The sequence below is a fragment of the Aureimonas endophytica genome, from assembly GCF_014642635.1.
Classification (GTDB): Bacteria; Pseudomonadota; Alphaproteobacteria; order Rhizobiales; family Rhizobiaceae; genus Plantimonas; species Plantimonas endophytica.
Map to the genome: position 1 here is coordinate 669938 of NZ_BMIQ01000001.1, position 26858 is coordinate 696795.

Genomic DNA, 26858 nt, shown 5'->3' on the forward strand with positions numbered 1-26858 from the left:
ACGACGCAAGAAAGGGCAGACCGACCGGAACCGGACGCGACATGGCGCGTTCCCGAGGTAGGGAGACCGCGCCATGACAACCATCGACATCGACGCCCTGATCCGAGATCGCGCCTACGAGATCTGGGAAAAGGCCGGACGTCCGCAGGGACGCGAGCACGAGCATTGGGCCCGGGCGCGCGTGGAGATCGAGGCCGAGGTGGCGGCCCTGCCATCGGAAGCCAAGCCGGCCGAGGAAGAGGTTCGAGCCGAAGCGACGGTCGGCACGGGCGAGCCCGCCGAAATCGCCCGCCTGCGCCGCGCCCTCTACGATCCGGAGCCGTTCTCCTTCGAGCTCTTCGGCAACGAGTGCCCGAAGATCGATCATCCGATCATCCGGCGGCCGAGCGCGGCGGAGACACCCGCCCGCGAAAGCCGCCGAGCCGCCTGATTTCGAAGGTCGCCAACACCATGAGCCCGGCTGCGGCGACGCAGCCGGGCTTCGTTTTTCGAAGAACCGGCCCATCCGGGCGAACCCGAGGCATCGCGGATCGGGCGCCAAGGGCGCGACGCCGCGATCGTCCGGAAATGCCGGAGCGTCGGTCGAGGCGGATAAGACGTGGTGGAAAGTCGGCAGGTCCGCCGGCGGCGGGCGTGACGAGCCTTCGGCACCTTTGCCGGAACGTCGTCTAAACCTGCAAAAGCATTGGCGACCCCGGCAGGATTCGAACCTGCGACCATCGGCTTAGAAGGCCGGTGCTCTATCCTCTGAGCTACGGGGCCGAGGGGCCGGGGCGGCCCTTAGCAAGGAACCGGGCGTCAATGCGTCCAGGGCTGACGCCGGTCATAGCGGAAATTGTCGGAATAGGACACCCTGCGGCGCGAGGCTTCCTTGGGCTCCTCGACCCGGTAGGGGATCTGATGCCGTTCGGCGAATTCCACCGCCTGCTCGCGGCTGTCGAAGGTCAGCACCACCTGCGGCAGGGTATCGCTGGAGGACTGATAGCCCATCAAGGGCTCGATCCGCAGATCGCTCTGCCGATCGAAGGTCAGCCGCCAGTCCTTCGTCTGCGCCTTGCCGGACTGCATCGCCGTGCGGGCCGGGCGATAGATGCGGGCCACCATCCTCGAAGTCTCCTGAGGTTCATTCCAGGCGACGCGGGGCCGAATGGTCGGAGCGGCAGGATTCGAACCTGCGACCCTCTGGTCCCAAACCAGATGCGCTACCAGGCTGCGCTACGCTCCGTCCGGCTTCGCGTCGAATGTTCTGTAGTGAATGGCGCGAAGCGAGGCAAGCGGCGCGCCCGACTTCCCGCCCGCTTGGGAAACGAAGTTTCAAGCTGCTTGTTTCCCCTCGTGAAGGAGAGCGACGATGAACGACAGGATGCCGGCCCAGACAGACGAGCCGAAGGACGACGCGACGAAGGACCGGCCGGCGCCGAACCCGGCCGCCGGGCCGCATGCGAAGGCCGAACTGACGAACGATGCGGCGACGCCCGGCACCGGCGCCCTGCCCGAACACGAGGGCGAAGGCGATGCCGATGGCGGCGTCGGCTGACCCTTGGCGCCCCTGGCCGTCAGCCCGGCCGCACGCCGCATAAACCATTGCGTGAGGCGCTGAAGACAGGGCTTGGATTCCGGGTGGCGCCATCCTAGGTCGGAGGCGCAATGACGTGTTCGATTTCGAGTCTCTTCCATGCCAAAGGCCGGTGTCGTTGACCGGGAACTCGCAGCCCTCATCCGCGACGTCGTCGCCGCCGAGCTTCTCGCCCCCAACTCGCCCGAATTGAGGATCGCCGAACAGGTGGCGACGTCCGGCCTCGGAACGCTCGATGGCGAAGGCCGGCGCATCTGGGAGAACCGGCTTCTGCCGATCCTTTCCAAGCCGCTGAGCGAGCAGATCGCGATCGCCTCCATCCTGCGCCGGGGCGGCTACGTGCCGCGCCGCATCCAGATGTGATCGCGAGGAGCAGGGACCGCCCCGCCGGGCGCCGCCTACTTGCCTGCCGCAATCGCCGGATGGCGCAGATGATCGCCGAGCTTCACGCCATAGCGCGCGGCGGCGCCGCCATTCAGTTCCAGCACGTAGCGGACCGGCCCGCCGGATGGGATGAGGTCGAGCGATTCCGGCTGCGCCCGCTCCTTGATCCGCGTCACCTCGCCCCGCTCGTTCAAGAACAGCATGTCGAGAGGGATCAGCGTATTCTTCATCCACATGGTGACGGGGGCCGACTGGCCGAATTCGAACAGCATGCCGTGATCGGCCGGCATCGAGCGGCGGTTCATCAGCCCGATCTCCCGCTCCTTCGGCGTGGTCGCGAGCTCGACTTCGAGCTTGTGCGCGCCCGAAGCGGTGACGAGGTTCGCGGCGGAGGTTTGCGCGAAGGCCGGCTGCGCCAGCGCGGCGGCCAGCAACGCGGCGCCGCCGAGGCGGCGCATCGACGGGGAGAAGGGTATCGTCAATGCGCGGCCGGCTGGCTCGGGCCGTCGCTCGGGTGAACCTCGGCGGCCATCAGCCCCTTCGTCCCATTGCCGTAACGCACCAGCACCTCCTGCCCGGGCCGCAATTCCGCCATGCCGTAACGGCGCAGCGTTTCCATATGCACGAAGATGTCCTCGGTCCCCTCGCCGCGCGACAGGAAGCCGTAGCCCTTGGTGCGATTGAACCACTTGACCACCGCCGGCTCGAGGCCGCTCGTCGGCGTTACCGGCATGAAGCTGCGCGAGGGCGGCAGCTGCGACGGGTGGACGGCGCTCGAAACATCCATCGACAGCACGCGCAGCGCCTGCAGGCCGCGATCGCCGCGATGCACCTCGCAGACGACCTGGGTTCCCTCCAACGCCGTGGAAAAGCCGCCGCGCCGCAGGCAGGTCACGTGCAGCAGCACGTCCGGCCCGCCATCGTCCGGCACGATGAAGCCGAAACCCTTGGCCACATCGAACCATTTGATGCGGCCCGCGACGACGTCGATTCCCTCCCGCAGGGAATCCGCCGCCTGAGCTGCAGAGTTGCTATCTGTTTCTGGCATCGACAAAAAAGCGTTCCGGCCGCTCGGACGAATCGTTAGCATTTCAAGATAGCAAGATCTGGCGCTTTGTCAGCGGAAACTCGCCACCCTGTCGATCCCCTTCCGGCCCTGGCGAAGAGCGGCCGGCGCGCTAACCTTGCGGACGCTTCATCGAGGGAGTCTGGGTCATGAGATATCTGCACACGATGGTCCGCATTCGCGACATCGACCAGTCGCTGGACTTCTATTGCGGCAAGATGGGAATGGTCGAGGTTCGGCGCAGCGAAAGCGAGGCCGGGCGCTTCACGCTCGTCTTCCTCGCCGCGTCGGAGGATGTAGCGGCGGGGCGCGAGCATCAGGCACCGCTCCTCGAACTGACCTATAACTGGGACCCCGAGGATTATCAGGGCGGGCGCAATTTCGGCCATCTCGCCTACGAGGTCGACGACATCTACCAGACCTGCCAGACGCTGATGGATGCGGGCGTGACGATCAACCGGCCGCCGCGCGACGGCCGCATGGCCTTTGTCCGCTCGCCCGACGGCATCTCGATCGAACTCCTGCAGAAAGGCGGGGCAAAGGCGCCGGCCGAGCCCTGGCTGTCGATGAAGAATACCGGACAGTGGTAGTTGGGCCACAGGCCTGCCGCAATCTGGCCATATCAATTACAAGAATGTAAGGAGTCGGCTCATTTGTCGCAGCGAATCCCGTTGCGACGCAAGGTGGGGACCTTGGAGAGCTGCTTGAATGTCGGCCTTCGGGCGCGATCGGCAAAGCCGGTCCCGCGCTCGACCGCCGCGGTGGGGGATCGGTCGTCTCGACCGTCGCCGTCGAGAGGATCGAGAGGGGACGGGTTTGACGCCTTCCATTCGACGCATGTCCGTCGGCCGCCTTCGCCGCGACGCCTTCTTCGGAACGGTGCTGCTTGCGGTTCCGCTCGTCGGGGGCTGCGTATCGGCGGTCGAGGACAATGCGGCTTTCGCCGGCAAGCCGGCCGCGCTGGCCGAAGCCGGCAAGGCCACGCCGCAAGCCGATGCCGCCACTGGCGACAAGGCAGGCGACAAGGACGCTTCCGCCGCGAAGGAAGTCTCAACCGCGAAGGCCGAAGAATCGGTAAAGCTCGCGGCGGAGACCGATCGGGCGGCGCCCGGCAAGCCTGCCGCCCTTCCCGCCGCCAACGGCTCGGCCCGGGCCCTCGAAGCGGAAGCCAAGGGCAGCAAGGACGGACCGCTGGCGACGGGTCCCGCCGCCATCGCCGCCTTTGCCGGCTCCACCGTCCTGACGTCGAGCCAGACCGATCAGCCCTCGCTTGCGGCCGGGCGACAGGCGGACCACACGATGTTCGCCTCGCTCTACGCGCAGTCGAAGGCGAAGACGCCGATCCGCAATGTCGACATGGGCAAGACCCGGCGCGTGATCCTCGCCCGCCAGGGCGCCCCGGTCGCGGCAGACGGCGCCGCCGCGCTTCCCGGCGTGCGCAGCGCCTCCTCGCTCTTCGAGATCGGCCAGAAGGCCTCGGCCGATTACGATGCCGATATCATCGACGAAGCCAATGGCGAGGAAGGGCTCTACCAGACCGCCTCGATCAGCGGGCTCGCCCGCCTCGCGCCCAACGGCCTGATGGTGCAGCGGCCGGACGTGCAGACGAGCTGCTTTCAGCCGGATCTCGTTTCTATCATCAAGGCCGTCGAGACGCGCTTCCATACCAAGGTGGTCGTCACCTCCGGCTATCGCAGCCCGACGCACAATCTGCGGGTGAACGGCGCCAAGCGCTCCATGCATCTGCAATGCAAGGCGGCCGACATCATCGTGCCGGGCGCCGACAAGTTCCAGGTGGCCAATTTCGTGCGCGCCCTGCCGAATCGCGGCGGCGTCGGCACCTATTGCCACACCGTCGCCGTGCACGTGGATACCGGCCGCCAGCGCGACTGGAACTGGGCCTGCCGGCGCAACCCCACCGCCGATGCCTCCGTGCTCCTCGCCTCGCAGAAGGTGAGCCGCCCCGCCTCGGACGACTGAGTCTCCGCCGGAGGAGACGACACGGGCTCGATTCGCGCCGCTGGACCAATGCAAGCATGGCGCCGTCCAGCCCGCTCCAGCGAAATGCCCGTCGTCATTCCTCCGTTTCCTGTGGAAGTTTCACTTCGACGGCTTTTCGCTGCGAAAGTGCCTTGCGGCCCCGAGCGAAGCCCCCTATACACCCACCTGCCGCTGCGCCCATCGTCTATCGGTCAGGACGCCACCCTTTCACGGTGGAGAGAGGGGTTCGATTCCCCTTGGGCGTGCCACACAATCCCCCTCCCGATCTGAACTGACCAACCGCCCTCGGATCGAGCCGTCGCGTCCTCCGTCGTCATACGGTGTTGCGATCTGGCGATCGATAGGCGTCCTGGCATTCGCTGTCGCGAAGCGCTCCTGTCCCCGCCGTCGCGGGACTGAAGCGCGATAGTCGGCGGGATATCGCGTCTCACGCATACGTGTCGGTTTTTGATCGCGCCCAGCGCGAACTGGAATTGTTCCGATTCCAAGCTGGCCCATTTGGCAGCCGGACCGTCGGGTTCATCCTTCCCTTGCAGGTCTGTTCGGGCGCCGCTCTCGTGGCTCTTCGCGCCTCGCTCGCCTGCGGCAAGGATCTCCCGCCACCACCCTCGGCCCCGTCGCGGCGGGTCAAAGGATCGGGACGATTCCATGGACGATTGCAGAGATCTCGAACTCAACCGGCGCGACCTCATGGTCGGCGCCTCGACCTCCCTGGCGGTGACCGCCCTGCCCGGCATGGCCTTCGCGGCGGGCGAGGCCGAACCGGGGGCGCCCGTCACCTCGCGCATCGCGCTCACCGTGAACGGCGAGCGACACGAACTGGAGCTCGACCTGCGCACGACGCTTCTCGACGCGCTGCGCGAACACCTTCATCTGACGGGAACCAAGAAGGGGTGCGATCACGGGCAATGCGGCGCCTGCACCGTGATGGCGAACGGCCGGCGCATGAACTCATGCCTGTCGCTCGCCGTGCTGCACGAGGGCGACGCGATCACCACGATCGAAGGTCTCGGCACGCCGGACAAGCTGCATCCGATGCAGGCCGCCTTCATCAAGCATGACGGCTATCAGTGCGGCTATTGCACGCCGGGGCAGATCTGTTCGGCCGTGGCCGTGCTGGAGGAAGTGAAGGCCGGCCTGCCGAGCCATGTCAGCGCCGATCTTCTGGCCGCGCCGGACGCCAGCGCCGCCGAACTGCGCGAGCGCATGAGCGGCAATATCTGCCGCTGCGGCGCCTATTCCAACATCGTTGACGCGATGGTCGAAGTCGCGGGGAGGCCGGCATGAAGCCCTTCACCTTCGAGCGCGCCACGAGCCCCGCCGATGCCGCCGCCAAGGCCGCCGCGCGGCCGGGCGCGAAATTCATCGCCGGGGGAACCAACCTCCTCGACCTGATGAAGCTCCAGATCGAGACTCCGACGCATCTGATCGACGTCAACGGCCTCGCGCTCGACCGGATCGAGCCGACGCCGGAAGGCGGGCTGCGCGTCGGCGCTCTCGTCCGCAACACCGATCTCGCCGCCGACGACCGGGTGCGCAAGGATTACGGCGTGCTGTCGCGCGCGCTTCTTGCCGGCGCGTCCGGCCAGCTGCGCAATCGCGCCACCACCGCCGGCAATCTCCTCCAGCGCACGCGCTGCCCCTATTTCTACGACACCAACATGGCCTGCAACAAACGGCGTCCCGGCTCCGGCTGCTCGGCGCTGGACGGCTTCTCGCGCCAGCTCGGCGTCGTCGGGGTCAGTGACAGCTGCATCGCCACCAACCCCTCCGACATGAATGTCGCCTTGCGGGTTCTCGATGCCAAGGTCGAGACCGTGAAGCCGGACGGCGCGACGCGCGCGATCCCCATCGCCGAGTTCCACCGCCTGCCGGGCGACACGCCGCAGATCGAAACGGAGCTGACGCCGGGCGAGCTGATCACGGCGGTGACACTGCCGAAGCCCCTCGGCGGCCGGCAGATCTATCGCAAGGTGCGCGACCGCGCATCCTATGCCTTCGCCCTGATCTCGATCGCTGCGATCGTCCAGCGCGACGGCTCGGGCCGCGTCGCGGTCGGCGGCGTCGCGCACAAGCCCTGGCGCGTCGAGGCGGCCGAAGCCGAGCTGAAGCGCGGCGCCAAGCCCGCCGCCGACCGGCTGCTCGCCGATGCGCGGCCGACCGAGGAGAACGCGTTCAAACTGCCGCTGGTGGAGCGCAGCCTCGCCTCCGTCCTCGCCGAAGCCAGGAGCTGAGCCGATGAAGTTCGACACGCCCGCCACGACCAATCCGATCGACCGGATGCGCGTCGTCGGCCAGCCGGCCGACCGCATCGACGGCCGCTTCAAGACGACCGGAACCGCGCCCTACGCCTATGAGCGGCACGATGTGGCGCCCGATATCGCCTATGGCTACGTGCTCGGCGCCGCCATCGGCAAGGGCCGGATCGCGGCGATGGATCTCGACGCCGCGCGCCGCGCGCCCGGCGTTCTCGCCATCGTCACGGCGGAGAATGCCGGCCCGCTCGACAAGGGCCAGCGCAACGCCGCCAAGCTCCTCGCCGGGCCGGAGGTCGATCACTACCATCAGGCCGTCGCCCTCGTCGTCGCGGAGAGTTTCGAGGAGGCGCGCCACGCCGCCTCGCTGATCGAGCCGCGCTACGAGACGGCGAAGGGCCTCTTCGATCTCGCCGCGCAGCGCAGCGCGGCGGTGAAGCCCGAAAGCGAGGGCGGCAAAGAGCCGGACTCCACCATCGGCGATTTCGCCGCCGCCTTCGGCGCCGCGCCGGTGCGGCTGGACGAGACCTACACGACCCCCGATCAGGCCCATGCGATGATGGAGCCGCATGCCTCCATCGCCGCCTGGAATGGCGACGAGCTCACCGTCTGGACCTCCAACCAGATGATCGCCTGGGGCGCGGGCGACCTCGCCACGACGCTTGGAATGCCGAAGGAAAAGGTCCGGCTTGTTTCGCCCTATATCGGCGGCGGTTTCGGCGGCAAGCTGTTCCTGCGGGCCGACGCGCTCCTGGCCGCGCTCGGCGCCCGGGCGGCGAAGCGGGCGGTGAAGGTGGCGCTGACGCGGCCGCTGATGTTCAACAACACGACGCATCGCCCGGCGACGATCCAGCGCATCCGCATCGGCGCCGGACGCGACGGGCGGATCGCCGCCATCGGCCACGAGGCCTGGTCCGGCAACCTGCCGGACGGCCGGCCGGAAAACGCCGCCGATCAGACGCGCATGCTCTATGCCGGCGCGCATCGCGAGATCCGCACCCGCCTCGCCCGGCTCGATCTGCCGGAAGGCAATGCGATGCGCGCACCCGGCGAGGCGCCGGGTATGATGGCGCTGGAGATCGCTATGGACGAGATGGCCGAGAAGCTCGGCCTCGATCCGGTGGAATTCCGCATCCGCAACGACACGCAGGTCGATCCCGAGAAGCCGGAGCGGCGCTTCTCGGAGCGCCAGCTCGTCCGCTGCCTCCAGATGGGAGCCGAGCGCTTCGGCTGGAGCGCCCGCAACCCGAAGCCGGCTTCGGTGCGGGACGGCCGCTGGCTCGTCGGTCTCGGCATGGCCGCCGGCTTTCGCGACAGCCCGACCATGACCTCGGGCGCGCGCGTCCGCCTCGGCCGCGACGGCGTGGTGACGGTCGAGACCGACATGACGGATATCGGCACCGGCTCCTATACGATCATCGCCCAGACGGCGGCGGAAATGCTCGGCCTGCCGCTCGGCATGGTCGCGGTCAGCCTCGGCGATTCCAGCTTTCCGATCTCGGCGGGATCGGGCGGGCAATGGGGCGCCAATTCGTCCACCGCCGGCGTTTATGCGGCCTGCGTAAAGCTGCGCGAGGCGGTGGCGCAGAAGCTCGGCGTCAATTCCGCCGACGCCGTGTTCGAGGATGGCGAAGTGCGCTCCGGCAATCGCGCCATCGCCCTCGCCGAGGCCGCGCGCGACGGCGAGATCACCGTGGAAGACAAGATCGAGTTCGGCGACCTCTCGAAGCGCTTTCAGCAATCGACCTTCGCCGGCCATTTCGTCGAGGTCGGCATCGACGCGGCGACGGCGGAGGTGCGCGTGCGCCGCATGCTGGCGGTCTGCGCGGCGGGCCGCATCCTCAATCCGAAGACGGCGCGCAGCCAGGTGATCGGCGCGATGACGATGGGGGTCGGCGCGGCCCTGATGGAGGAACTGGCCGTGGACAAGCGACGCGGCTTCTTCGCCAATCACGACCTCGCCACCTACGAGGTGCCGGTCCATGCCGACATCCCGCATCAGGAGGTGGTGTTCCTCGACGAGGCCGACCCGACCTCCTCGCCGATGAAAGCCAAGGGCTGCGGCGAACTCGGGCTCTGCGGCGTCGGCGCGGCGATCGCCAACGCGATCCACAATGCCACCGGCATTCGCGTCCGCGACTATCCGATCACGCTCGACAAGCTGATCGACCGTCTGCCGAACGTCGCCTGACGGAGGGGCGGCGGGAGGGAGAAGCCGTCCCGCCGTCCGCTCCCGCCACCCTCATTCGAGATCGGCCGGATCGTCCTGCTTCGCGTTCTTGAACAGGACGCGGACAACGTTGTCGGGATCGGTCGGCTTGCGATGGACGGGAATGTCGTCGAGATCGTTCGGGATGAACCAGTCGTCATAGCCGGTGACGAAGATCACCGGGACACCGGTCTCCTTCAGCGCGGAGGCGATCGGAAAGGATGTGTCGTCGCCGAGCCGGATATCGAGGATCGACGCGTCGACGCCCCCCTCCTCGACGATGCGCAGCGCGCTTTCCACATCCGCCACCGGGCCCAGCACGATGCCGCCCACATTCCGCACCGCCTGGGCCATCTCTTCCGCCAGGAAATGCTCGTCCTCGACGATCAGGACCCGCTTGCCGGCCAGATCGGTGAAATCGCGCTCCATCGCCATTTAGGATCGTTCCTCAGGGTCGCACGCCATAGCTTTAAAGGGCCCGGCTCGGGGAAGCGCAACTGCGCCATAAAAGGAATGATCGGTCGGCCCCACGCAAAAACCCATTAGCCACGAAGTTACTCGGAAGTCATTTTCCCGACGGAACGCCGTTGCCACAGTATAGGCCGCAGCGAGACTCTCCGAACTGGAACGATCCTCACGCTCGAAGATACCATCTAAGGTCGAAAAAAAGGAAGCTGCAACTTTGTCGGCTTCTTGAAACACGCCTGGACGGGAACGACCTTCACGAAATCTGCAACCTTTGATTGTTCATACCTATGAGCTCAGTTGGCGGATCGTCCAGCGTCGCCCGTTGCTGCCGATCTCAAGCATCTGAAGCGGCTGGACATCGACGGATCGCGCGGCCCGCAGCGGCGCATTGAGGATATGAACAACCACAGCGCGCATTACCACACCGTGGGTCACGGCAAGCATCCGTCCGTCGGAGGCCAGGCGCGTGTCCAGCCAGCGGCCGATCCGCGCGTCGAGCTCCTCCAAGGATTCGCCCCCTCCTCCCGGCCGGGCCTCGGGATCCTCCAGCCAAGCGGCCAGCGCGCCGGGTTCGGTGGCGGCGACATCCGCGAAACGGCGCCCGGCCCAGGCCCCGTAGTCGACCTCGCCGAGCGCCGGCTCCAGGTCATGGACGAGGCCGAGCGCCTCGGCGGTCTCCCGCGCGGCGCGCGCCGGGCTCGTCACGACCGCGTCGACGCGCGGCCATCGCCGGGCGGCGACGCTCGCCGCCACCCTCGCCGCGTCCTCCAAAGGCTCGTCCGCCGGAAAGGCGGCTAGGCGGGTGGCGCGCGTCGCGCCCTGGCAGAGAAGATAAAGGCGCGCCGGCATGAGCGATCCATTGACACGCCCGCCCCGACCATCCAAGGCTGGAGCCCTAGCGATCGCGGTGCGGAAGCCGGTGGAAGCCCGGCACGGTCGCGCCACTGTGACCGATGGAACTCGCCATCGGAAGTCAGACCTGCCCGCGAGGATCGCTTGAACGCCGTTCGGGACGCGCAATCCCAGGGAAGCCTGACCATGACCGACACCCACCTTACGCCCGCCATCCGCCCGGAGGCGATCCCGCTCGCGCAGATCCTGCCCTGGGCGGTGTTCGCCGGCCTGCTGCTGCTGCTCGCGATCTATTTCGTCGGCGCCGAAGAAGGCGCGACCTCGCTGATCCATGGCATGGCCGTGCATGAATTCGTGCATGACGGCCGCCACCTTCTCGGCTTCCCCTGCCACTGAGGGAAAGACGACCATGGTGCGCTCTCTCCTTTGGCGCGGCCTGCTGGCCGGCGTCCTCGCCGGCCTTTGCGCCTTCCTGTTCGCCCGCGTCTTCGGCGAACCGCAGATCGACTATGCCATCGCCTTCGAGGCGCAGCGCGCAGCGGCCGACGCCGCCGCCGAGCCTGAACTCGTCAGCCGGGCGACGCAGGCCGGCATCGGCCTCCTGACCGGGCTCCTCGTCTACGGCGCGGCGCTCGGCGGGCTCTTCGCGCTGGCCTTCGCCGTCGCGCTGGGGCGCCTCGGCGGGCTGGGCCCGCGTCCGATCGCCGCGATCCTCGCCGCGATCGGCTTCGTCGCCTTCGTTCTGGTGCCGCAGCTGAAATATCCGGCCAATCCGCCGGCCGTCGGCGTCGAGGAGACGATCGCGGCGCGCACCCAGCTCTTCTTCGCCATGCTGCTGATTTCCGGCGCGGCGCTGGCCGCCGGCGCCTCGCTCGTCTCGCGGCTGGTTCTCTCGATCGGGCGCTGGAACGCGGTGCTCGCCGGCATCGCCGTCTTCCTGGCGATCGTCGGGCTCGCCGGCATCGCCCTGCCGGCGATCAACGAAGTGCCGGAAGAATTTTCGGCGACGATCCTCTGGCGCTTCCGCATCGCCTCGCTCGGGCTCCATGCTGTGCTCTGGGCCGGCCTCGGCCTCGGCTTCGGGGCCCTCGCGGACCATCTGCTCGCGCCCGCCCGGCGACGGCCGTCGCCGCTCGGCGCGCGCTGACCGGACATGCGTCGAGCCTTCCTGGCGGCGCTTCTCGCGCTGGCGGCCGTCTCACCGGCCGCCGCCCATGGCTCGGGCGCGGTCGGACCGATCGAGGGCATCGCCATACCCTCCCTCACCCATGGCCAGATGGCCGTGCTGCAGCGCTGGAACGGCGAGATCCTGGCGGAGGCCGCGCGGCAGCCGCGCAGCGACGAACGGTTCCGCCGGATCGCCAATTACGCCGCGCTGCAACGGGCCGCCTGCCTTTGGGGACTCGTGCCGGGCAGCATCGCGAACGAGGAAAGTTCCTTCAACGGCTGCATGCACGCGACGCTAGCGGCGGAGCGGCAGCTCATCGTCGAGATGCGGCGGCTGACGCCGGAACGGGCTACCCTCGCCGATCTCGCCGAGCGGATCGAGCGCGACATGCTGAGCGAGGGCGCCTCGCTCGTCCTCTGCCGCCATAGCGCGGAGGATTTCGATACGGCACGGATCGTCGCGCCCGACTGGCCGATCGCGCAAGCCGGCGTCGCGCCCCTCGCGGCCCTGGCCGGCGGCGTCCTGCTTCTCGCCGGCCTCGCCCGCAGCCGGTACCGGTCGCGAACCCGGCATTAACCCTTCGCCGCGATGATCCCCGATGCCGTCGCAGGGGGATGCTCGCATTGGCCGAACGTTCGAAGAAGAAGCCCGCCTCACGGAAAGCCGCGCCGCCCAAGCGGTCGGGCGGCCGCGGCTGGTTCTCGACCGTCGGCTGGCTCGCGACGGTGGCGGTCGCCGGCGCCTGGGCCGTGTCGGACGGGCGCCCGCTCCGCTACGCGATGTCGCTGACCGAGAAGGCGAAGCCCGAGACCCGCGAGATCGAGGCGGTCGGCGATCGCGTCGCGGCGCTGATCGAAGGCAGCACGCCCTGGCGCCCGGCGCCGACGCGCGAGACGGTCCGCCGCGTGTCCACGCCGGAGGCGCCGGAGCGGACGGGATCGATCCGCCCCGTCCCGCCCGTGCCGGCCGCCGTGCCGAGGCCGCCGGTCGCGCTCCCTCCGCCGCGCGGCGAAGTGCCGGTTCCGGCGGCCGCGCCCCTGCTGCCCTTCGCCAAGCCGCCGATGGAAGCCGCCGCGCCGCGCTCCGCCCCCATGGCCGCGCCGGCACCGATCGCCGCCCCGCCGCCACCGACCACGACGGATCTCGCGACCTCCGGCGCCGCCCAGCGCCATGCGACGCGCAAGCTCGCCGCCCATGCGGCGCCCGACGGCGCCTCGGCGCGTCTCGCCGAGATCGACAGCGGTTCGTCGGTTCTCGTCATGCGCGCGGCCGGCGACTGGCGCTATGTGAAGAGTCTGCGCAGCGGCAGCGAAGGCTGGGTGGACGGCCGCTTCCTCGCCGGCGAGGCGACGGCGGACGCCGGCGCGATGCCGCGCTAGCGCGGAATCTCCGCCGCATCGACGATCCGGAACGACACGGAATCCTGCCCGCGATAGCGGTCGATGGACAGGGTGCCGGCGAGATGCAGCGCCTCGCCGCGCTGGAGGAGCCGCGTGCCCAGCGCCGTCTCGGCGGCGCGAAAGGCGATGCCGGACAGGGTCGTGCCGTCGGCCCCCTGAAGGCTGGCGCGCACATGGCCCGCGCCCATCACCGAGGCCGAGACGACGCGATGGCGCGGCAGCGCGAAGATCGGCTGCGGATGGCCGGCGCCATAGGGACCGGCGCTTTCCAGCCGCGCGACGAGATCCGTCGTCGCGGCGCCGGCCGAGAGGGCGCCGTCGAGCAGCAGGTCGTGCTGGCCTTCGCCGAGCGCTTCGGCCGCGCCGGCCGCCGCTTCGGCGAAATCGCGGAAGTCGCCGAGACGCTCGCGCGCGATGGTGAGGCCCGCCGCCATCGCATGGCCGCCGCCCTTGACGAGAAGACCGGCATCGACCGCCCGGCGGACGAGCGCGCCGAGATCGAAGCCGGGCACCGAGCGGCCCGACCCGGTGCCCCGCCCCGACGCGTCGAAGGCGATGGCGAAGGCCGGGCGGCGATAGCGCTCCTTCAGCCGCGCGGCGATGAGGCCGACGATGCCCGGATGCCAGGTCGCCCGGGCGCCGATCAGGATCGGCGGCCCCTCGCCGCCGCCGATCTCGGCCAGAACCTCGGCCTCGGCCTCGGCGAGCATCGCCCGTTCCATGCCCTGCCGTTCCTCGTTGAGAAGGTTCAGCTCGTCGGCGAGCTCGCCCGCCTCCGCCTCGTCCTCGATCGTCAGGAGACGGGTCCCGAGATGGGCCTGACCGATCCGGCCGCCGGCATTGATGCGCGGGCCGAGGATGAAGCCGAGATGATAGGGATCGATCGGGCCGGAGAGGCGCGCGACACGGGCGAGCGCCCGCAGGCCCGCCTTCTCCTGCCGTCGCATCACGTCGAGACCGCGCATGACGAAGGCGCGGTTGAGGCCGGTCAGGGGCACGACGTCGCAGACCGTCGCCAGCGCCACGAGGTCGAGCAGCGCCATGAGGTCGGGCAGGCCGCGCGGATCGCGCCCCCGTCGGCGCAGCTCGCGCGACAGGGCCGTCAACGTCATGAAGACGACGCCGGCGGCGCAGAGCGCGCCGAGACCGGACAGATCGTCCTGACGATTCGGATTGACGATCGCGAAGGCCGGCGGCAGCGTTTCGCCCGGCTGATGGTGGTCGAGGACGATCGTATCCACCCCGCGCCGCCGCGCCTCGCCGAGCGCGTCGAGGCTCGACGTGCCGCAATCCACCGTGACGATCAGCGTCGCGCCGGCATCGATCAGTTCGCCGATGACACGCGGATTGGGGCCGTAGCCGTCCCTGATGCGATCCGGGATGCGGATCGTCGGCGGCAGGCCGAACTCGGCGAGATAGCGCCAGAGAAGGGCCGAACTCGCGGCGCCGTCGACATCGTAATCGCCGAAGATCGCGATCGTCTCGCGCCGCTCGATCGCGTCAGCCAGCCGGGCCGCCGCCGCGTCCATCGCGGTCAGCGTCGAGGGATCGGGCATCAGGTCGCGGATCGTCGGCGCGAGAAAGGCGCGGCTCGCCTCGACGGCGACGCCCCGGCCGGCGAGCACGCGGCAGACGATCTCGGGCAGGCCCGTCTCCTGCGCCATGCGCAGGGCCGCCGCTTCGGCGCGCGCGTCGAGGACATGCAGCCAGCGCTGGCCGGTGAGCGAGCGGCCGACATTCAGGAACAGGCGCGGACCGGCGCCGCTCATGCCCCGCTCCATTCCCCGCGCGGCGAGTCCCGCCATTCAGAGGCCGAACTTGCCGCGATCGTAATGTCTCGCCACGATCTCACGATAGGTCTTCGTCGCCGACCGCATCACCACCGTATGGGTCTCGATCCGGTCGCGATAGAAGCGCACGCCGTTCAGAAGGTTGCCGTCGGTGACGCCGGTCGCGGCGAAGACGACGTCGCCGCGCGCCATGTCCTGCAGCGAATAGATCCGGTGGGGATCGGAAATGCCCATCTCCTCGGCCCTCGCCCGCTTGTCCAACGTGTCGAGGCGCAGGCGTCCCTGCATCTGGCCGCCGACGCAGAGCAGCGCCGCCGCCGCCAGCACGCCTTCCGGCGCGCCGCCGATGCCGAGATAGATGTCGATGCCCGTCTCGTCCGGGTCGGACGTATGGATGACGCCCGCGACGTCGCCGTCGCCGATGAGGCGGATGGCGGCACCGGTCGAGCGGACATCCTCGATAAGCTGCGCATGGCGCGGGCGATCGAGGATGCAGGCGGTGATCTCCTGCACCTTCACGCCCTTCGCCTTGGCGAGGGCTTCCAGATTGTCGGGGGCCGGCCGCGACAGGTCGATCAGCCCTTCCGGATAGCCGGGGCCGATCGCGATCTTGTCCATATAGACGTCGGGCGCGTTCAGCAGGCTGCCGCGCGCGGCGATGGCGATCACCGCCAGCGAGTTCGGCAGGTTCTTGGCGCAGACCGTGGTGCCTTCGAGCGGGTCGAGCGCGATATCCACCGCCGCCCCATGCCCGGTACCGACCTTCTCGCCGATGAAGAGCATCGGCGCCTCGTCGCGCTCGCCCTCGCCGATGACGATCCGGCCGTCGATCGGCAGGGTGTTCAGTTCCGAGCGCATGGCGTCGACGGCCGCCTGGTCGGCGGCCTTCTCGTCGCCGCGCCCGCGAAGGGTCGCCGCCGCGACGGCCGCGCGCTCGGTGACGCGCGCGATCTCGATCGTCAGTCCGCGATCGATCCGGTCAAGCGAGGTGGCGCTCAAGGGTGTCGTCCAAGGTCCGAGGATGGAAGGTCGCCGCGATCCGCCGTCAATCCAGCGGCTCGATGCGGATCATGCGCGGTTCACCGGATAGATGTCCATCGCGGGAGATGGCGTCAATCGCCTTGCGCACCGCCGCCTCGGTGGTCTCGTGCGTGATGAGGATCACCGGCGCCTCGGCATCGGCCTCGTGTCCGGCGCGCTTGCGCTGGACGATCGATTCCAGGGAGATCGCGTTCTCCGCCATGCGGCGGGCGACGGAGGCGAAGACGCCGACGCGGTCGTGCACGGTGAGCCGGATATAGTAGCCGCCCTCATGCGCGCGCATCCGCGCCCGGCGATAGGGTACGAGCCCGGTCGGCGCGACGCCGAAGGTCGGGATGCGGGCGCCGGTCGCGACGTCGAGCACGTCGGAAAGAACCGCCGAGGCCGTGGCATTGCCGCCGGCGCCGGGGCCGGCGAGTAGGATCGAGCCGAGAAGATCGGTATCGACGGCGACGGCATTCGTCACGCCGTCGACCTGCGCCAGGGCGGAGCTTGCCGGGATCATCGCCGGATGGACGCGCTGCTCGATGCCGCTCTCGGTGCGCTGCGCCACGGCGAGGAGCTTGATGCGGAAGCCGAGCTCGGCCGCCGCCTCGATATCCTCGGCGGAGATCCGCTCGATGCCTTCGATGAAGACCGATTCCAGATCGATCTCCGAGCCGAAGGCGAGCGAGGTGAGGATGGTGAGCTTGTGCGCGGCGTCGAAGCCGCCGATGTCGAAGGTCGGATCGGCCTCGGCATAGCCGAGCCGCTGCGCCTCGGCGAGGCAGGCCTCGAAGCTCAGCTTCTCGCGCTCCATGCGCGTCAGCATGTAGTTGCAGGTGCCGTTGAGGATGCCGTAGACGCGGCTCACCATATTGCCGCGCAGCGCCTCGCGCAGCGTCTTGATGATCGGGATGCCGCCGGCGACCGCCGCCTCGAAGGCGATGACCGTGTTCTTGCGCGCCGCGAGCTTGGCGAGCGCCACGCCGTGATGGGCGAGCAGCGCCTTGTTGGCGGTGACCACCGGCAGGCCGCGATTGAGCGCCGCCTTCACCGATTCCAGCGCGGCGCCCTCGGCCCCGCCGACGAGTTCGACGAAGACGTCGATCTCGGCCTTCGCCGCGAGTTCCACCGGATCGTCGAACCATTGGAAGGCGCCGAGATCGATGCCGCGATCCTTGGCGCGGTCGCGGGCGGCGACGGCCGCGACCGCGATCGGCCGGCCGCTGCGCCGCTCATAGGCCTCGCCGTTCTCGCCGAGCAGGCGCACGAGCGACGCGCCGACCGTGCCGAGACCGGCGACGCCGAGTTTCAACGGGCTGGACATGGGATTCCTTGTCTAAGCGGAGGGAGCGCCCTTTCGGGCGCTCATGCCGTGCGGCTGAGCGGGACGACGTTTTGCCGTGCTTCCTGCGCCGGCGCAAGGAACCGCTTGATGTTGCGCGCCGCCTGCCGAATGCGGTGCTCGTTCTCGACGAGAGCGATGCGCACGTAGTCGTCGCCATGCTCGCCGAAGCCGATGCCGGGCGCCACCGCCACATCCGCCTTCTCGACCAGGAGCTTGGAGAATTCCAGGCTGCCGAGGCGGCGATAGGGCTCGGGGATGGGCGCCCAGGCGAACATGGTCGAGGACGGCGGCGGCACCTCGAAGCCGGCGCGGCCGAAGCTTTCGACCAGAACGTCGCGGCGGCGCTTATAGATGGCGCGCACCTCGGCGATGGCGTTGTCGCCGGCATTCAGCGCCGCCGTCGCCGCGACCTGGATCGGGGTGAAGGCGCCGTAGTCGAGATAGGACTTCACGCGGGCGAGCGCCGCGATCAGCCGCTCGTTGCCGACGGCGAAGCCGATGCGCCAGCCCGGCATGGAGAAGGTCTTCGACATGGAGGTGAACTCGACCGCGACGTCGATCGCGCCCGGCACCTGGAGGATCGAGGGCGGCGGCGCGCCTTCGAAGAAGATCTCCGCATAGGCGAGATCGGACAGGACGATGATGTTGTGCTTGCGGGCGAGCGCCACGACCTCGGCATAGAAGTCGAGATCGGCGACATAGGCCGTCGGATTCGACGGATAGTTGAGGATGATCGCCAGCGGCTTCGGGATCGAATGGCGCACCGCGCGGTCCACCGCCGCCAGGAACTCGTCGTCGGGCTTGGCGGGGATCGAGCGGATCGTGCCGCCCGCCATCAGGAAGCCGAAGGCGTGGATCGGATAGGTCGGGTTCGGGCAGAGGACGACGTCGCCCGGCGCGGTGATCGCCTGGGCCATGTTGGCGAAGCCCTCCTTCGAGCCGAGCGTCGCAACGACCTGACGGTTGGGATCGAGCTTCACGCCGAACCGGCGCTCGTAATAGGCGGCCTGGGCGCGGCGCAGGCCCGCGATGCCCTTGGAGGCCGAATAGCGATGGGTGCGCGGATCGCGGACCGTCTCGCAGAGCTTGTCGACGACGAAGCTCGGCGTCGGCAGGTCGGGATTGCCCATGCCGAGATCCACGATGTCGGCGCCGCGCCCACGGGCGGCGGCCTTGAGGCGGTTCACCTCCTCGAAGACATAAGGCGGCAGTCGGCGGATCTTGTGGAATTCTTCTGTCATCGGTCCTCGCCCCGGCCCTTTCCCGGGGCCACGTAGCTACTGCGGTCAGCGCCCCTCGATCTGGCGCAGCACGTCGTCGTTGGTCTTGCGGGCGGCGTTCTGCTGCACCTCGATGGAGGTGAGCTCCGTCACGTTCGCCTCATGCTGCGCCCGGATCTTCTTCGCCTGCGCGACGGACTGCTGATATTCCGCGGCGGCGGAGCGGACCTCGGCATTCTGCGCGCGCCCGGAGGCGAGCAGGCTCTGGCGGTCGCTGGCGACGGCCGCGCTGTCCAGCTGCGGCGCGGCCTGGTTCGGGAAGGCGCCGAGCAGCGGATAGCCGTCCTTGTCGAGCCGCTGGGCGGAAGGGCCGAAATTTCGGTCGGGACGCTGCGCCAGGAGCGACGGCCCTTCGGGCGGTATGATATTGCAGGCGGCGAGCGGGGCCGTGAGGCCGAGCATGCCGGCGAGCAATAAAATCCGGGACCAAGAGGTCATTGTCGTTACCTTGAACGCCGAGACATATTTAACCTCATATCCGAATCGCGAGGGGGCGGGAACCCGTCGCGAAGCGGAAGGGTAGCGGGCGCGAAGGCGCCGGGTTCATGCGCGTGGAGGAGAGATCATGTCATCGACCGCAGACCGAGCCGACAAGGCCGCGCCGGGCGGGGCGCCGGGGTCCTACGTCGTGTCCGATCCCGAGGCCTTCACGCGCAACATGGCGCATGTGATCGAGTTCATGGGCAAGGCGGCCTCCGCCTGGGTCGAGCCGCGCGAGCGCGGCGAAGTGGTCGACAATGGTCCGGTGAGCATTCCCGAACTCTTCGCGACCATGTCGAAGGTCGCCGATTTCTGGCTCTCCGACCCCCGGCGCGCCGCCGAAGCGCAGTCGAACCTGATGGCGAGCTATCTGGGCGTCTGGAACGACACGGTGAAGCGCCTCAGCGGCGAGGAGGCCCCGGCCGCCACCCCGCCCGCCGCCGTCGCCGACAAGCGCTTCGCGCACGAGGAATGGACGGCCAATCCGTTCTACGACGCGCTGAAACGCTTCTACCTCACCACCTCCGACTGGGCCGACGAACTGGTGCAGGAGGCGGAGGGCATCGACGAGCACACGCGCAGCAAGGCCGCCTTCTACATGCGCCAGATCAGCCACGCGCTCTCGCCATCGAACTTCGTCCTCACCAATCCCGAGCTGATGCGGGACACGGTGAAGTCGAACGGCGAGAACCTGGTGCGCGGCATGCGCATGTTCGCCGAGGACATGGCGGCGGGGCGCGGCAGCCTGCGCCTGCGTCAGGCCGACTATTCCACCTTCGAGGTCGGGCGCGACATGGCGCTGACCCCCGGCAAGGTCGTCGCCCAGAGCGAGGTCTGCCAGGTGATCCAATACGAGCCGGCGACGCCGACCGTCCTGAAGCGCCCGCTGATGATCGTGCCGCCCTGGATCAACAAGTTCTACATCCTCGATCTCAGCCCGCAGAAATCCTTCATCAAATGGGCGGTCGAACAGGGGCACACGGTCTTCGTCCTGTCCTGGGTGAACCCGGACGAGCAGCACGCCGCCAAGGATTGGCGGGACTATATCCATGACGGCATCGTCTTCGGCCTCGACACGGTGGAGAAGGCGACGGGCGAGCGCGAGGTGAACACGATCGGCTATTGCGTCGGCGGCACGCTGCTCGGCGCCGCCCTCGCCTATCTGAAGACCATCGGCGACGGGCGCATCCGGTCGGCGACCTTCCTCACCACCCAGATCGACTTCACCCATGCCGGCGACCTGAAGGTCTTCGTCGACGAGGACCAGCTCGCCACGCTCGACAACGCCATGCGCACGAAGGGCTATCTCGACGGCAGCCGCATGGCGGCGGCCTTCAACATGCTGCGCGCCGGCGACCTGATCTGGCCCTATTTCGTCAACAACTACCTGAAGGGCAAGGAGCCGATGCCCTTCGACCTTCTCTACTGGAATGCCGATTCGACGCGCATGCCGCGCGCCAACCACATGTTCTATCTGCGCAACTGCTATCTGGAGAACCGCCTGTCGCGGGGCGAGATGGAGATCGGCGGGCAGCGCGTCGATCTCTCCGGCATCGACATCCCGATCTACAATCTCGCGACGCGGGAGGACCATATCGCGCCGGCGCTCAGCGTCTATACGGGCAGCCGCTTCCTCGGGCCGAACGTCACCTTCGTCGTCACCGGCTCCGGCCATATCGCCGGCGTGGTGAACCCGCCCGACCGCAACAAGTACCAGTACTGGACCGGCCCCCGCCCCTCGGACGACATGCCCTACGAGGAATGGCTGCTCCGGGCGGAGGAGACCAAGGGCTCCTGGTGGCCGCATTGGCAGGCCTGGGTCGAGCCGCAATCCGGCCGGCGGGTGAAGGCGCGCAAGCCGGGCGGCCGGCGACTGACGCCGATCGAGGACGCGCCGGGCTCCTATGTCCGTATGAAGAGCTGAAACCCGGCCGCCGCGATGCGGCCGGCCCCGGCCGGAAGACTTGAAGCTTCGGCCGATCGATGCGACATGACCCTTCTGCGGCCCCTCCGCCGGAACCCATCAGGCCCGCGATGACCAGCTACCTCGAAGCCGAAATCCTTCCCGCCCGCAACACGGGCGCCATCCGTCTCTACGATGCCGAGGCCTTCGCGGGCATGCGGCGCGCCTGCCAGCTCACGGCGCGCTGCCTCGACGCGCTCGTCGCCATCGTCAAGCCGGGCGTCACGACCGACGAGATCGACCATTTCGTGCTGCGCTTCGCGCTGGAGAACGACGCTCTGCCGGCGACGCTCAACTATCGCGGCTACATGAAGAGCGTCTGCACCTCGATCAACCATGTCGTCTGCCACGGCATCCCGAACGAGAAGCCGCTGCGCGACGGCGACATCGTCAATATCGACGTGACGCTGATCGTCGACGGCTATCACGGCGACGCCTCGCGCATGTATCTCGTCGGCAAGGTGAAGCGCGCCGCCGAGCGGCTCTGCGAGGTGACCTATCGCGCGCTTATGCTCGGCATCGCCGAAGTGAAGCCGGGCGCGCGGATGGGCGATATCGGCGCGGCGATCCAGATCTATGCCGAGGGCGAGCGCTGTTCCGTGGTGCGCGACTTCTGCGGCCATGGCGTCGGCCGGCTGTTCCACGACGCGCCGAACGTCCTCCATTACGGGCGCCACGGCGAGGGTGCCGAGATGCGCCCCGGCATGATCTTCACCATCGAGCCGATGATCAATCTCGGCCGGCCGCATGTGAAGGTGCTGCATGACGGCTGGACCGCCGTGACGCGCGACCGCACGCTCTCCGCTCAGTACGAACACACGGTCGGCGTGACGGAAACCGGCTGCGAGGTCTTCACCTTCTCGCCCGCCGGCCTCGACACGCCCGGGCTCGGCACCGAGGAACAGGCCAGCCTCGCCGGCTGAGGCCGCCGTGAAGCGGCGACCCGACGGGGGAACGACGACCGAAGGATCGCTCCCTTTCGGCGTCGAGGAGGACGCGGCTCTGCCGCCCTCGCTCGCCAACCATCAGCACGGCCATCGCGAGCGGCTGCGCGAGCGCTTCGCGGAAGCCGGGTCGGACGCGCTGGCCGATTATGAACTCCTCGAACTCCTTCTCTTCCGCACCATTCCCCGCCGCGACACCAAGCCGTTGGCGAAGGCGCTGCTGCAACGCTTCGGCAGCCTCGCCGAGGTGCTGAACGCGCCGGAGGCTCGGTTGCGGGAGGTGAGCGGCATGGGCGAAGCGACGGCGCTCGACTTCCGCATTGTGCGCGCGGTGAACGAGCGGGCGATGCGCTCGGCCATCCGGCAGCGCGAGGTCCTGTCCTCCTGGTCGGCGGTGATCGACTATTGCAATGCCGCCATGGCCCACCAGACCCGCGAGCAGTTCCGCATCCTCTTTCTCGACAAGAAGAACGCGCTCATCGCCGACGAGGTGCAGCATACCGGCACGGTCGACCATACGCCGGTCTATCCCCGCGAGGTGGTGCGGCGCGCGCTCGAACTCTCGGCGAGCGCCCTGATCCTCGTCCATAACCATCCGTCGGGCGATCCGACACCGTCGCGCGCCGATATCGAGATGACGCGGACGGTCGCCGAGACCGCGAAGGCGCTCGGCATCGCCGTCCATGATCACGTCATCATCGGCACGTCGGGCCATACGAGCATGAAGGGCCTGAAGCTCTTCTGAGCGCGGCCCGTCCGCCTCAGTGCAGCTTGCCGAGATCGGTGACCATGCGGATCTCGTGCGGCGCGATGAGCCCGCGATGCATCACCTCCACGGAATGGATGGCGGCTTCGACCTCGCGTCGCCAATGGTCGAGGAAGCGCATCAGGCGCGGATAGTCTGGCGCGATATCGGTGAACTGCCAGAGGAAGGTCTGCAGGAAGGACGGATGATCGGGCATCCGATAGTGGATCTTGGCGGTAGTCAGACTGAAGCCCGACAGCATCTTCTGGAAGTCGGGATCGGCGACAGGACGTGTCTGCATCGTTACGCTCCATCGGTTCGGCCGGGAGGCATCCCGCCCGGCCCATCGATGCTGCGCCCCGACGATTAACCGAGGCTTATCGCCGCCTCGGTTCTGGGCATCGCGCCACCCTGCCCGTTCCGCGATCAGCGCGCGCGGGTATCAGCCTTTCACGCGCAGGGTCGAACGGCCGCCGTCGATGCCGATGACCTGACCGGTGATCCAGCCGCCCTCGGCGGTGAGAAGGAGTTCGGCCATTGCCGCCATGTCGGCGGCCCGTCCGAGACGCGGCAGCGGATGCATCTTCGCCACCGCATCCGCCATCCGTTCGCTGCCCGCCACCTTCTGGCCGAGCGGCGTGTCGGTCAGCGACGGGGCGATCGCGTTGACCCGGATCTCGGGCGCGAGTTCGGCGGCGAGCGTGCGCGTCAGCGCCGCGACGGCGCCCTTCGCCATCGCGATCGAGGCATGGGCGGCGAAGCCCTGTTCCACCGCCACCGTCGAGAAGAGCAGCACGCTGGCACCGTTCTTCGCGGCGCGGAGCTTCGGCAGCATGACCTGGACCGATCGCGCGGCCGCCACGGCATTGAGGCGGAAATCGCCGAGGAAGTCCTCTTCCGTCAGCTTCTCGAACGGCTTCAGGTTGATGGTGCCCACCGCGAAGACCAGTCCGTCCAGCCCGTCCGCGATGTTTTCCGCGAGGCGGGTCAGGTCCTCGTCTTTCAGCACGTCGCAGACGAGGGCGCGCGCGCCGATCCGCTCGGCCACCGCCCGCAGTTCCGGCTCGTTGCGGCCGGCGATGGTCACCTCGTGGCCGCTCGCCCGCAGGCGCTCGGCCACCGCCTCGCCGATCCCGCCATTGCCGCCGAAAATCAGATGATGTCCCATCGCCTCACCTCGTTCGCTTTCGCGCGCAAGTGCGGCGGGCGCCGGCTTCGCCAAGTGCGGCGACTGCGCGCGGCGCGGCGCCTAATTCGCGCCCGGCGGCCGGCCGCCGGCCAGAGCCAGCGCGTCCGGCGTGTCGACATCGAAGCTGGCAGCCCGGCCGATCTCCACCTCGATCACCAAAGGAGCGTGAGCGGCGAGGAGCGATTTCGCGCCGACATCGCCGTGCAGCCGAGCGACTTCATCGCGATAGAGCGTTCCGATGAGAACCGGGTTGAAGCGCTTTCCGCGATCGGTCGCCACGACGATCGAGCCGCGGCCGCTCGGCCGGAACGCCGCGATCAAGCGGTCGAGATGGCCCGCTTCGAGAAATGGCTGGTCGGCCAACATGATCACCACGCCAAGAGTCATCTCGCGCAGGCCGGAAAAGCCGAGCTTGAGCGAAGTCGACAGGCCCTCCGCATGGTCGGGATTGTGGCGCAGCTCCAGTGGCAGGCCTTCGAGCGCCGCCGCCATTTCCGCCGCGCGCGCCCCGAGGACGACGCTGACGCGTGCCGCCGTCGCGCCGAGCGCCACCCGCGCCGAGCGCCGCACCAGCGGTTCGCCGTCGAAGGTCGCAAGGAGCTTGTGAAACCGCCCGGTCCGGCTCGACCGGCCGGCGGCGAGAAGCAGGATCTCGATCGCCTCGTTCATCGCCCGGCCGGCTGGCGCGGCTGCGGGCGCGACGGGATCTCGGCGAGGAGCCCGCCTACACCCATGGCCCGGATGTCTTCGGACGTGACATGAATATCGGCCAGCAAACGGTTTACAACCCAATCGAAGCCGTTTTCCTTCGCGCTGCGCGCGCAGCCCGGTGCTCCAAGGATCGGCCGGTCCCGGAAGCGGCCGACGAGCAACAGATTGCCCGGATCGACCGGCATGCCGAGATGGTCGACATCGCCGCCGGCGAGACGGATCGCCGACGGGATCACGTCCTCGGCATCGATCACCGCCGAGGCGCCGAAGACGATCGCGAGATCGCAGTCTCCGAGGCTCGTGAGCGCATCCGCGAGGGCCTCGGCCGCGTGATCGCAGCGCCGTTCCTCGACGATCGCCGAACCGGCGGGCGCCAGCCGCTCGTCCGTCACGCGCCGCGTCTTGTCGAGAACGCTCTCCTTCAGCCCGGCGAGCCGCGTCTGGACGAGCGCGACGCGCTGCGGCCGGAAGCGGGCCAGCCGCAACGCCGGCCGCGCCCTAAGCAGCGCTGCCGCCCGGCGCACCGCCTCGCCCGGCACGGCGAGCGGGATGATCTTCACCGTCGCCACCATCTGGCCTTCGCCGACGGGCGCGAATTCGGAAAGCGTCGCCAGCGTCAGGCCGGCATCGACGCGGTTTACGCCATCGACCGACGCCCGCTCGACCACGAGAAGGCCGGCGCCGCGCGCGAAGAGATTGACGCGCCCGGTCGCGGCCGGCGCCGCCTCGATGCCGTCTGCCGCGAGCGCGGCGCTGAGCGCCGCCGCCGCCTCGTCCTCGGCGAGATCGCCGGGATCGAGCCGCGCCCCCGTGACGCTTGCGATGCCCGCCGCGCCGAGACGCGCGATCTCGTCGGGGCCGAGCCGGGTGCCCTTGGCGATGCGGCCGGTTTCGAGCTTCGCCGCATGGGCGAGGATCGCGCCTTCCGCCCCGGCGAGCGGCCAGGGGCCGAACCTCACGCGGCGCGCTCCAGGCCGCGCCGCCGGAAGGCGCGGATCACCGAACCGAGGATCGCGACGGCGATCTCGGCCGGCGTCGCCGCCGCGATATCGAGGCCGATCGGCGCCTCGATCCGGGCGATCTCCGCTTCGCCGAACCCCGCCGCGACGAGCCGTTCGACACGGCGGGCATGGGTCTTCCGACTACCGAGCGCGCCGACATAGAAGCAGCCGGCCCGCAGCCCCGCCGCGATCGGCCCGTCGTCGATCTTCGGGTCGTGGGTCAGGGCGACGAGGGCCGAATAGGGATCGAGCGGCTGGCGCGCGAAGACGTCTTCCGGCCATTCGGCCGAGAGCTTCAGTCCCGGAAAACGCTCCGGCGTGCCGAAGGCCGTGCGCGGATCGACGATCTCGATGTCGAAGCCGGCGAGGCCCGCCATCGGTCCCAGCGCCTGGGCGATATGGACGGCACCGATCGCCACGATGCGCGCCGGCGGCACCTGGACGTTCAGGAAGATCTCGCCCGCCTCCGCCGCGATCGTCGCCGAGCGGCCGGAGCGCAGAGCCTCGCCGATCGGCCCCGCCAGGGGGTCGCCCGCCGCCTCCGCCTCGCGCACCAGGCGTTGCGCGCCGCTGGCGAGATCCGTCACGACCACGGCCGCGCGCCGCGCCGCGCGCTCGGCGTTCAAGGCGACAAGAAGCGCCCGCTCCATCAGCCGAGCTTCTCGACATAGACGCGGATGCGCCCGCCGCAGGACAGGCCGACGCGCCACGCGGTCTCGTCGGCGACGCCGAATTCCAGTATCTTCGCCTGCCCCGCCGCGATCACGTCGAGCGCTTCGGTCACCACTTCGCCTTCGACGCAGCCGCCGGAGACCGAGCCCTCGAACCGGCCTTCGGCATCGATGACGAGATGGCTGCCGGTGGGACGCGGCGCCGAGCCCCAGGTCTCGATCACGGTGGCCAGCGCCAGGGACCGGCCCTCGGCGGCCCAGCGCTCGGCTGTCCGCAACACGTCGAGGCGCTCGGCCGGGGCGATGCTGTCGATGTCCATGGCGCGTCCTCCCG

Annotated in this window: 29 protein-coding genes, 3 tRNA genes and 1 pseudogene; 16 read left to right on the forward strand and 17 right to left on the reverse strand. The window is 69.0% G+C overall.

Annotated features, from left to right (window positions below; all coding sequences use genetic code 11):
• Positions 1-73: 73 nt before the first annotated feature.
• Positions 74-430, forward strand: a complete 357-nt coding sequence (locus IEY14_RS03385) for a DUF2934 domain-containing protein (RefSeq protein WP_210318263.1) — start codon at positions 74-76, stop codon at positions 428-430.
• Between the two features lie 256 nt (positions 431-686).
• Here the strand turns inward: IEY14_RS03385 and IEY14_RS03390 are convergent.
• The 3 genes from IEY14_RS03390 to IEY14_RS03400 form a co-directional block, all read right to left on the reverse strand.
• Positions 687-762: transfer RNA gene (locus IEY14_RS03390), tRNA-Arg, on the reverse strand.
• A gap of 36 nt (positions 763-798) precedes the next feature.
• On the reverse strand, positions 799-1104 hold the full coding sequence (locus IEY14_RS03395) for an ETC complex I subunit (RefSeq protein WP_188906782.1): 306 nt from the start codon (positions 1102-1104) through the stop codon (positions 799-801).
• Between the two features lie 44 nt (positions 1105-1148).
• Positions 1149-1225 (reverse strand) — tRNA-Pro (locus IEY14_RS03400).
• A 126-nt stretch (positions 1226-1351) separates the two neighbouring features.
• On the opposite strand from IEY14_RS03400, the gene IEY14_RS03405 reads away from it, so the two are divergent.
• Both IEY14_RS03405 and IEY14_RS03410 read left to right on the forward strand, forming a co-directional pair.
• Positions 1352-1537 (forward strand): hypothetical protein, encoded by a 186-nt coding sequence (locus tag IEY14_RS03405; RefSeq protein WP_188907410.1) that lies wholly within the window; start codon positions 1352-1354, stop codon positions 1535-1537.
• 138 nt (positions 1538-1675) lie between these two features.
• Entirely contained in the window at positions 1676-1939 is a 264-nt protein-coding gene (locus IEY14_RS03410) for a hypothetical protein (RefSeq protein ID WP_188906783.1), read from the forward strand.
• 35 nt (positions 1940-1974) lie between these two features.
• Here the strand turns inward: IEY14_RS03410 and IEY14_RS03415 are convergent, their stop codons facing one another.
• Together IEY14_RS03415 and IEY14_RS03420 are read right to left on the reverse strand one after the other, a co-directional pair.
• Complete coding sequence (locus tag IEY14_RS03415; protein ID WP_188907375.1) at positions 1975-2418, reverse strand: DUF192 domain-containing protein; 444 nt, start codon at positions 2416-2418, stop codon at positions 1975-1977.
• Between the two features lie 20 nt (positions 2419-2438).
• Entirely contained in the window at positions 2439-3008 is a 570-nt protein-coding gene (locus tag IEY14_RS03420) for a cold-shock protein (protein WP_188906784.1), read from the reverse strand.
• 167 nt (positions 3009-3175) lie between these two features.
• Between IEY14_RS03420 and IEY14_RS03425 the strand changes: the two genes are divergently transcribed.
• The 6 genes from IEY14_RS03425 (at position 3176) to paoC (ending at position 9473) form a co-directional block, all read left to right on the forward strand.
• Positions 3176-3616, forward strand: coding sequence for a VOC family protein (locus IEY14_RS03425; protein ID WP_188906785.1), 441 nt, complete (start codon positions 3176-3178; stop codon positions 3614-3616).
• Between the two features lie 247 nt (positions 3617-3863).
• Positions 3864-5006, forward strand: a complete 1143-nt coding sequence (locus tag IEY14_RS03430; RefSeq protein WP_188906786.1) for a D-Ala-D-Ala carboxypeptidase family metallohydrolase — start codon at positions 3864-3866, stop codon at positions 5004-5006.
• A gap of 194 nt (positions 5007-5200) precedes the next feature.
• Positions 5201-5275: transfer RNA gene (locus IEY14_RS03435), tRNA-Glu, on the forward strand.
• A 400-nt stretch (positions 5276-5675) separates the two neighbouring features.
• Entirely contained in the window at positions 5676-6314 is a 639-nt protein-coding gene (gene paoA / locus IEY14_RS03440) for an aldehyde dehydrogenase iron-sulfur subunit PaoA (RefSeq protein WP_188906787.1), read from the forward strand.
• Complete coding sequence (locus tag IEY14_RS03445; protein WP_188906788.1) at positions 6311-7261, forward strand: FAD binding domain-containing protein; 951 nt, start codon at positions 6311-6313, stop codon at positions 7259-7261. The genes paoA and IEY14_RS03445 overlap by 4 nt, the downstream gene beginning before the upstream one ends.
• Positions 7262-7265: 4 nt before the next feature.
• The gene (gene paoC / locus IEY14_RS03450; RefSeq protein ID WP_188906789.1) at positions 7266-9473 is read left to right on the forward strand and encodes an aldehyde oxidoreductase molybdenum-binding subunit PaoC; all 2208 of its coding nucleotides are present in this window, start codon (positions 7266-7268) and stop codon (positions 9471-9473) included.
• Positions 9474-9524: 51 nt separating this feature from the next.
• On the opposite strand, the gene IEY14_RS03455 is transcribed toward paoC, so the two are convergent.
• Together IEY14_RS03455 and IEY14_RS03460 are read right to left on the reverse strand one after the other, a co-directional pair.
• Positions 9525-9926, reverse strand: a complete 402-nt coding sequence (locus tag IEY14_RS03455; protein WP_188906790.1) for a response regulator — start codon at positions 9924-9926, stop codon at positions 9525-9527.
• Between the two features lie 318 nt (positions 9927-10244).
• Positions 10245-10808: a histidine phosphatase family protein gene (locus IEY14_RS03460; protein ID WP_188906791.1), complete on the reverse strand. Its 564-nt coding sequence runs from the start codon at positions 10806-10808 to the stop codon at positions 10245-10247.
• A gap of 189 nt (positions 10809-10997) precedes the next feature.
• Here IEY14_RS03460 and IEY14_RS03465 point away from each other — a divergent pair, with 189 nt between their 5' ends.
• From IEY14_RS03465 to IEY14_RS03480, 4 genes are read left to right on the forward strand one after another with little or no spacing between them, the layout of a single operon-like run.
• Positions 10998-11207, forward strand: coding sequence for a CbtB domain-containing protein (locus IEY14_RS03465; protein WP_188906792.1), 210 nt, complete (start codon positions 10998-11000; stop codon positions 11205-11207).
• A 13-nt stretch (positions 11208-11220) separates the two neighbouring features.
• A complete protein-coding gene (locus IEY14_RS03470; protein ID WP_188906793.1) occupies positions 11221-11958 on the forward strand; it encodes a CbtA family protein in 738 nt (245 codons plus the stop codon).
• A 6-nt stretch (positions 11959-11964) separates the two neighbouring features.
• Positions 11965-12555: a hypothetical protein gene (locus IEY14_RS03475; RefSeq protein ID WP_188906794.1), complete on the forward strand. Its 591-nt coding sequence runs from the start codon at positions 11965-11967 to the stop codon at positions 12553-12555.
• Between the two features lie 47 nt (positions 12556-12602).
• On the forward strand, positions 12603-13358 hold the full coding sequence (locus IEY14_RS03480; protein ID WP_188906795.1) for an SH3 domain-containing protein: 756 nt from the start codon (positions 12603-12605) through the stop codon (positions 13356-13358).
• Here the strand turns inward: IEY14_RS03480 and recJ are convergent.
• The 5 genes from recJ to IEY14_RS03505 are packed head-to-tail and all read right to left on the reverse strand — an operon-like array spanning position 13355 to position 19258.
• Positions 13355-15148, reverse strand: coding sequence for a single-stranded-DNA-specific exonuclease RecJ (gene recJ, locus IEY14_RS03485; protein WP_188906796.1), 1794 nt, complete (start codon positions 15146-15148; stop codon positions 13355-13357). The two genes, IEY14_RS03480 and recJ, sit on opposite strands and share 4 nt — an antisense overlap.
• A 36-nt stretch (positions 15149-15184) precedes the next feature.
• Positions 15185-16168 carry a class II fructose-bisphosphatase gene (gene glpX / locus IEY14_RS03490; RefSeq protein WP_188906797.1) on the reverse strand — a complete coding sequence of 328 codons (984 nt, stop codon included), beginning with the start codon at positions 16166-16168 and terminating at the stop codon, positions 15185-15187.
• Positions 16169-16214: 46 nt separating this feature from the next.
• Entirely contained in the window at positions 16215-17519 is a 1305-nt protein-coding gene (locus IEY14_RS03495) for a homoserine dehydrogenase (RefSeq protein ID WP_188906798.1), read from the reverse strand.
• 41 nt (positions 17520-17560) lie between these two features.
• Positions 17561-18781, reverse strand: coding sequence for an LL-diaminopimelate aminotransferase (locus IEY14_RS03500; protein ID WP_188906799.1), 1221 nt, complete (start codon positions 18779-18781; stop codon positions 17561-17563).
• 45 nt (positions 18782-18826) lie between these two features.
• Positions 18827-19258: a hypothetical protein gene (locus tag IEY14_RS03505; RefSeq protein WP_188906800.1), complete on the reverse strand. Its 432-nt coding sequence runs from the start codon at positions 19256-19258 to the stop codon at positions 18827-18829.
• 127 nt (positions 19259-19385) lie between these two features.
• Between IEY14_RS03505 and phaC the strand changes: the two genes are divergently transcribed.
• The 3 genes from phaC (at position 19386) to radC (ending at position 22952) form a co-directional block, all read left to right on the forward strand.
• Positions 19386-21224 (forward strand): class I poly(R)-hydroxyalkanoic acid synthase, encoded by a 1839-nt coding sequence (phaC, locus tag IEY14_RS03510; protein WP_188906801.1) that lies wholly within the window; start codon positions 19386-19388, stop codon positions 21222-21224.
• Positions 21225-21334: 110 nt separating this feature from the next.
• On the forward strand, positions 21335-22186 hold the full coding sequence (gene map / locus IEY14_RS03515) for a type I methionyl aminopeptidase (protein ID WP_188906802.1): 852 nt from the start codon (positions 21335-21337) through the stop codon (positions 22184-22186).
• A 7-nt stretch (positions 22187-22193) separates the two neighbouring features.
• On the forward strand, positions 22194-22952 hold the full coding sequence (gene radC / locus IEY14_RS03520; RefSeq protein WP_188906803.1) for a RadC family protein: 759 nt from the start codon (positions 22194-22196) through the stop codon (positions 22950-22952).
• A 16-nt stretch (positions 22953-22968) separates the two neighbouring features.
• On the opposite strand, the gene IEY14_RS03525 is transcribed toward radC, so the two are convergent.
• The 5 genes and pseudogenes from IEY14_RS03525 to IEY14_RS03545 form a co-directional block, all read right to left on the reverse strand.
• Entirely contained in the window at positions 22969-23253 is a 285-nt protein-coding gene (locus tag IEY14_RS03525) for an usg protein (protein WP_188906804.1), read from the reverse strand.
• Positions 23254-23394: 141 nt separating this feature from the next.
• Positions 23395-24120, reverse strand: a complete 726-nt coding sequence (locus tag IEY14_RS03530) for an SDR family NAD(P)-dependent oxidoreductase (protein WP_188906805.1) — start codon at positions 24118-24120, stop codon at positions 23395-23397.
• 81 nt (positions 24121-24201) lie between these two features.
• A pseudogene (locus IEY14_RS03535) lies at positions 24202-25811 on the reverse strand (NTP transferase domain-containing protein).
• Positions 25808-26503, reverse strand: a complete 696-nt coding sequence (locus IEY14_RS03540) for an XdhC family protein (RefSeq protein ID WP_188906806.1) — start codon at positions 26501-26503, stop codon at positions 25808-25810. The pseudogene IEY14_RS03535 and the gene IEY14_RS03540 overlap by 4 nt, the downstream one beginning before the upstream one ends.
• Positions 26503-26844: an XdhC family protein gene (locus tag IEY14_RS03545; RefSeq protein ID WP_188906807.1), complete on the reverse strand. Its 342-nt coding sequence runs from the start codon at positions 26842-26844 to the stop codon at positions 26503-26505. Before IEY14_RS03545 ends, IEY14_RS03540 begins: the two co-directional genes overlap by 1 nt.
• Positions 26845-26858: the final 14 nt, after the last annotated feature.

Coding starts and splice junctions, on each gene's coding strand:
- IEY14_RS03460 (WP_188906791.1), bottom strand. CDS start 10,808: ATGCCGGCGCGCCTTTATCTTCTCTGCCAGGGCGCGACGCGCGCCACC.
- IEY14_RS03430 (WP_188906786.1), top strand. CDS start 3,864: ATGTCCGTCGGCCGCCTTCGCCGCGACGCCTTCTTCGGAACGGTGCTG.
- IEY14_RS03410 (WP_188906783.1), top strand. CDS start 1,676: ATGCCAAAGGCCGGTGTCGTTGACCGGGAACTCGCAGCCCTCATCCGC.
- IEY14_RS03420 (WP_188906784.1), bottom strand. CDS start 3,008: ATGCCAGAAACAGATAGCAACTCTGCAGCTCAGGCGGCGGATTCCCTG.
- paoA (WP_188906787.1), top strand. CDS start 5,676: ATGGACGATTGCAGAGATCTCGAACTCAACCGGCGCGACCTCATGGTC.
- IEY14_RS03415 (WP_188907375.1), bottom strand. CDS start 2,418: ATGCGCCGCCTCGGCGGCGCCGCGTTGCTGGCCGCCGCGCTGGCGCAG.
- IEY14_RS03525 (WP_188906804.1), bottom strand. CDS start 23,253: ATGCAGACACGTCCTGTCGCCGATCCCGACTTCCAGAAGATGCTGTCG.
- IEY14_RS03505 (WP_188906800.1), bottom strand. CDS start 19,258: ATGACCTCTTGGTCCCGGATTTTATTGCTCGCCGGCATGCTCGGCCTC.
- IEY14_RS03495 (WP_188906798.1), bottom strand. CDS start 17,519: ATGTCCAGCCCGTTGAAACTCGGCGTCGCCGGTCTCGGCACGGTCGGC.
- IEY14_RS03545 (WP_188906807.1), bottom strand. CDS start 26,844: ATGGACATCGACAGCATCGCCCCGGCCGAGCGCCTCGACGTGTTGCGG.
- recJ (WP_188906796.1), bottom strand. CDS start 15,148: ATGAGCGGCGCCGGTCCGCGCCTGTTCCTGAATGTCGGCCGCTCGCTC.
- IEY14_RS03470 (WP_188906793.1), top strand. CDS start 11,221: ATGGTGCGCTCTCTCCTTTGGCGCGGCCTGCTGGCCGGCGTCCTCGCC.
- paoC (WP_188906789.1), top strand. CDS start 7,266: ATGAAGTTCGACACGCCCGCCACGACCAATCCGATCGACCGGATGCGC.
- IEY14_RS03540 (WP_188906806.1), bottom strand. CDS start 26,503: ATGGAGCGGGCGCTTCTTGTCGCCTTGAACGCCGAGCGCGCGGCGCGG.
- IEY14_RS03385 (WP_210318263.1), top strand. CDS start 74: ATGACAACCATCGACATCGACGCCCTGATCCGAGATCGCGCCTACGAG.
- phaC (WP_188906801.1), top strand. CDS start 19,386: ATGTCATCGACCGCAGACCGAGCCGACAAGGCCGCGCCGGGCGGGGCG.
- IEY14_RS03455 (WP_188906790.1), bottom strand. CDS start 9,926: ATGGCGATGGAGCGCGATTTCACCGATCTGGCCGGCAAGCGGGTCCTG.
- IEY14_RS03465 (WP_188906792.1), top strand. CDS start 10,998: ATGACCGACACCCACCTTACGCCCGCCATCCGCCCGGAGGCGATCCCG.
- IEY14_RS03425 (WP_188906785.1), top strand. CDS start 3,176: ATGAGATATCTGCACACGATGGTCCGCATTCGCGACATCGACCAGTCG.
- IEY14_RS03395 (WP_188906782.1), bottom strand. CDS start 1,104: ATGGTGGCCCGCATCTATCGCCCGGCCCGCACGGCGATGCAGTCCGGC.
- IEY14_RS03445 (WP_188906788.1), top strand. CDS start 6,311: ATGAAGCCCTTCACCTTCGAGCGCGCCACGAGCCCCGCCGATGCCGCC.
- IEY14_RS03405 (WP_188907410.1), top strand. CDS start 1,352: ATGAACGACAGGATGCCGGCCCAGACAGACGAGCCGAAGGACGACGCG.
- IEY14_RS03530 (WP_188906805.1), bottom strand. CDS start 24,120: ATGGGACATCATCTGATTTTCGGCGGCAATGGCGGGATCGGCGAGGCG.
- IEY14_RS03475 (WP_188906794.1), top strand. CDS start 11,965: ATGCGTCGAGCCTTCCTGGCGGCGCTTCTCGCGCTGGCGGCCGTCTCA.
- IEY14_RS03500 (WP_188906799.1), bottom strand. CDS start 18,781: ATGACAGAAGAATTCCACAAGATCCGCCGACTGCCGCCTTATGTCTTC.
- map (WP_188906802.1), top strand. CDS start 21,335: ATGACCAGCTACCTCGAAGCCGAAATCCTTCCCGCCCGCAACACGGGC.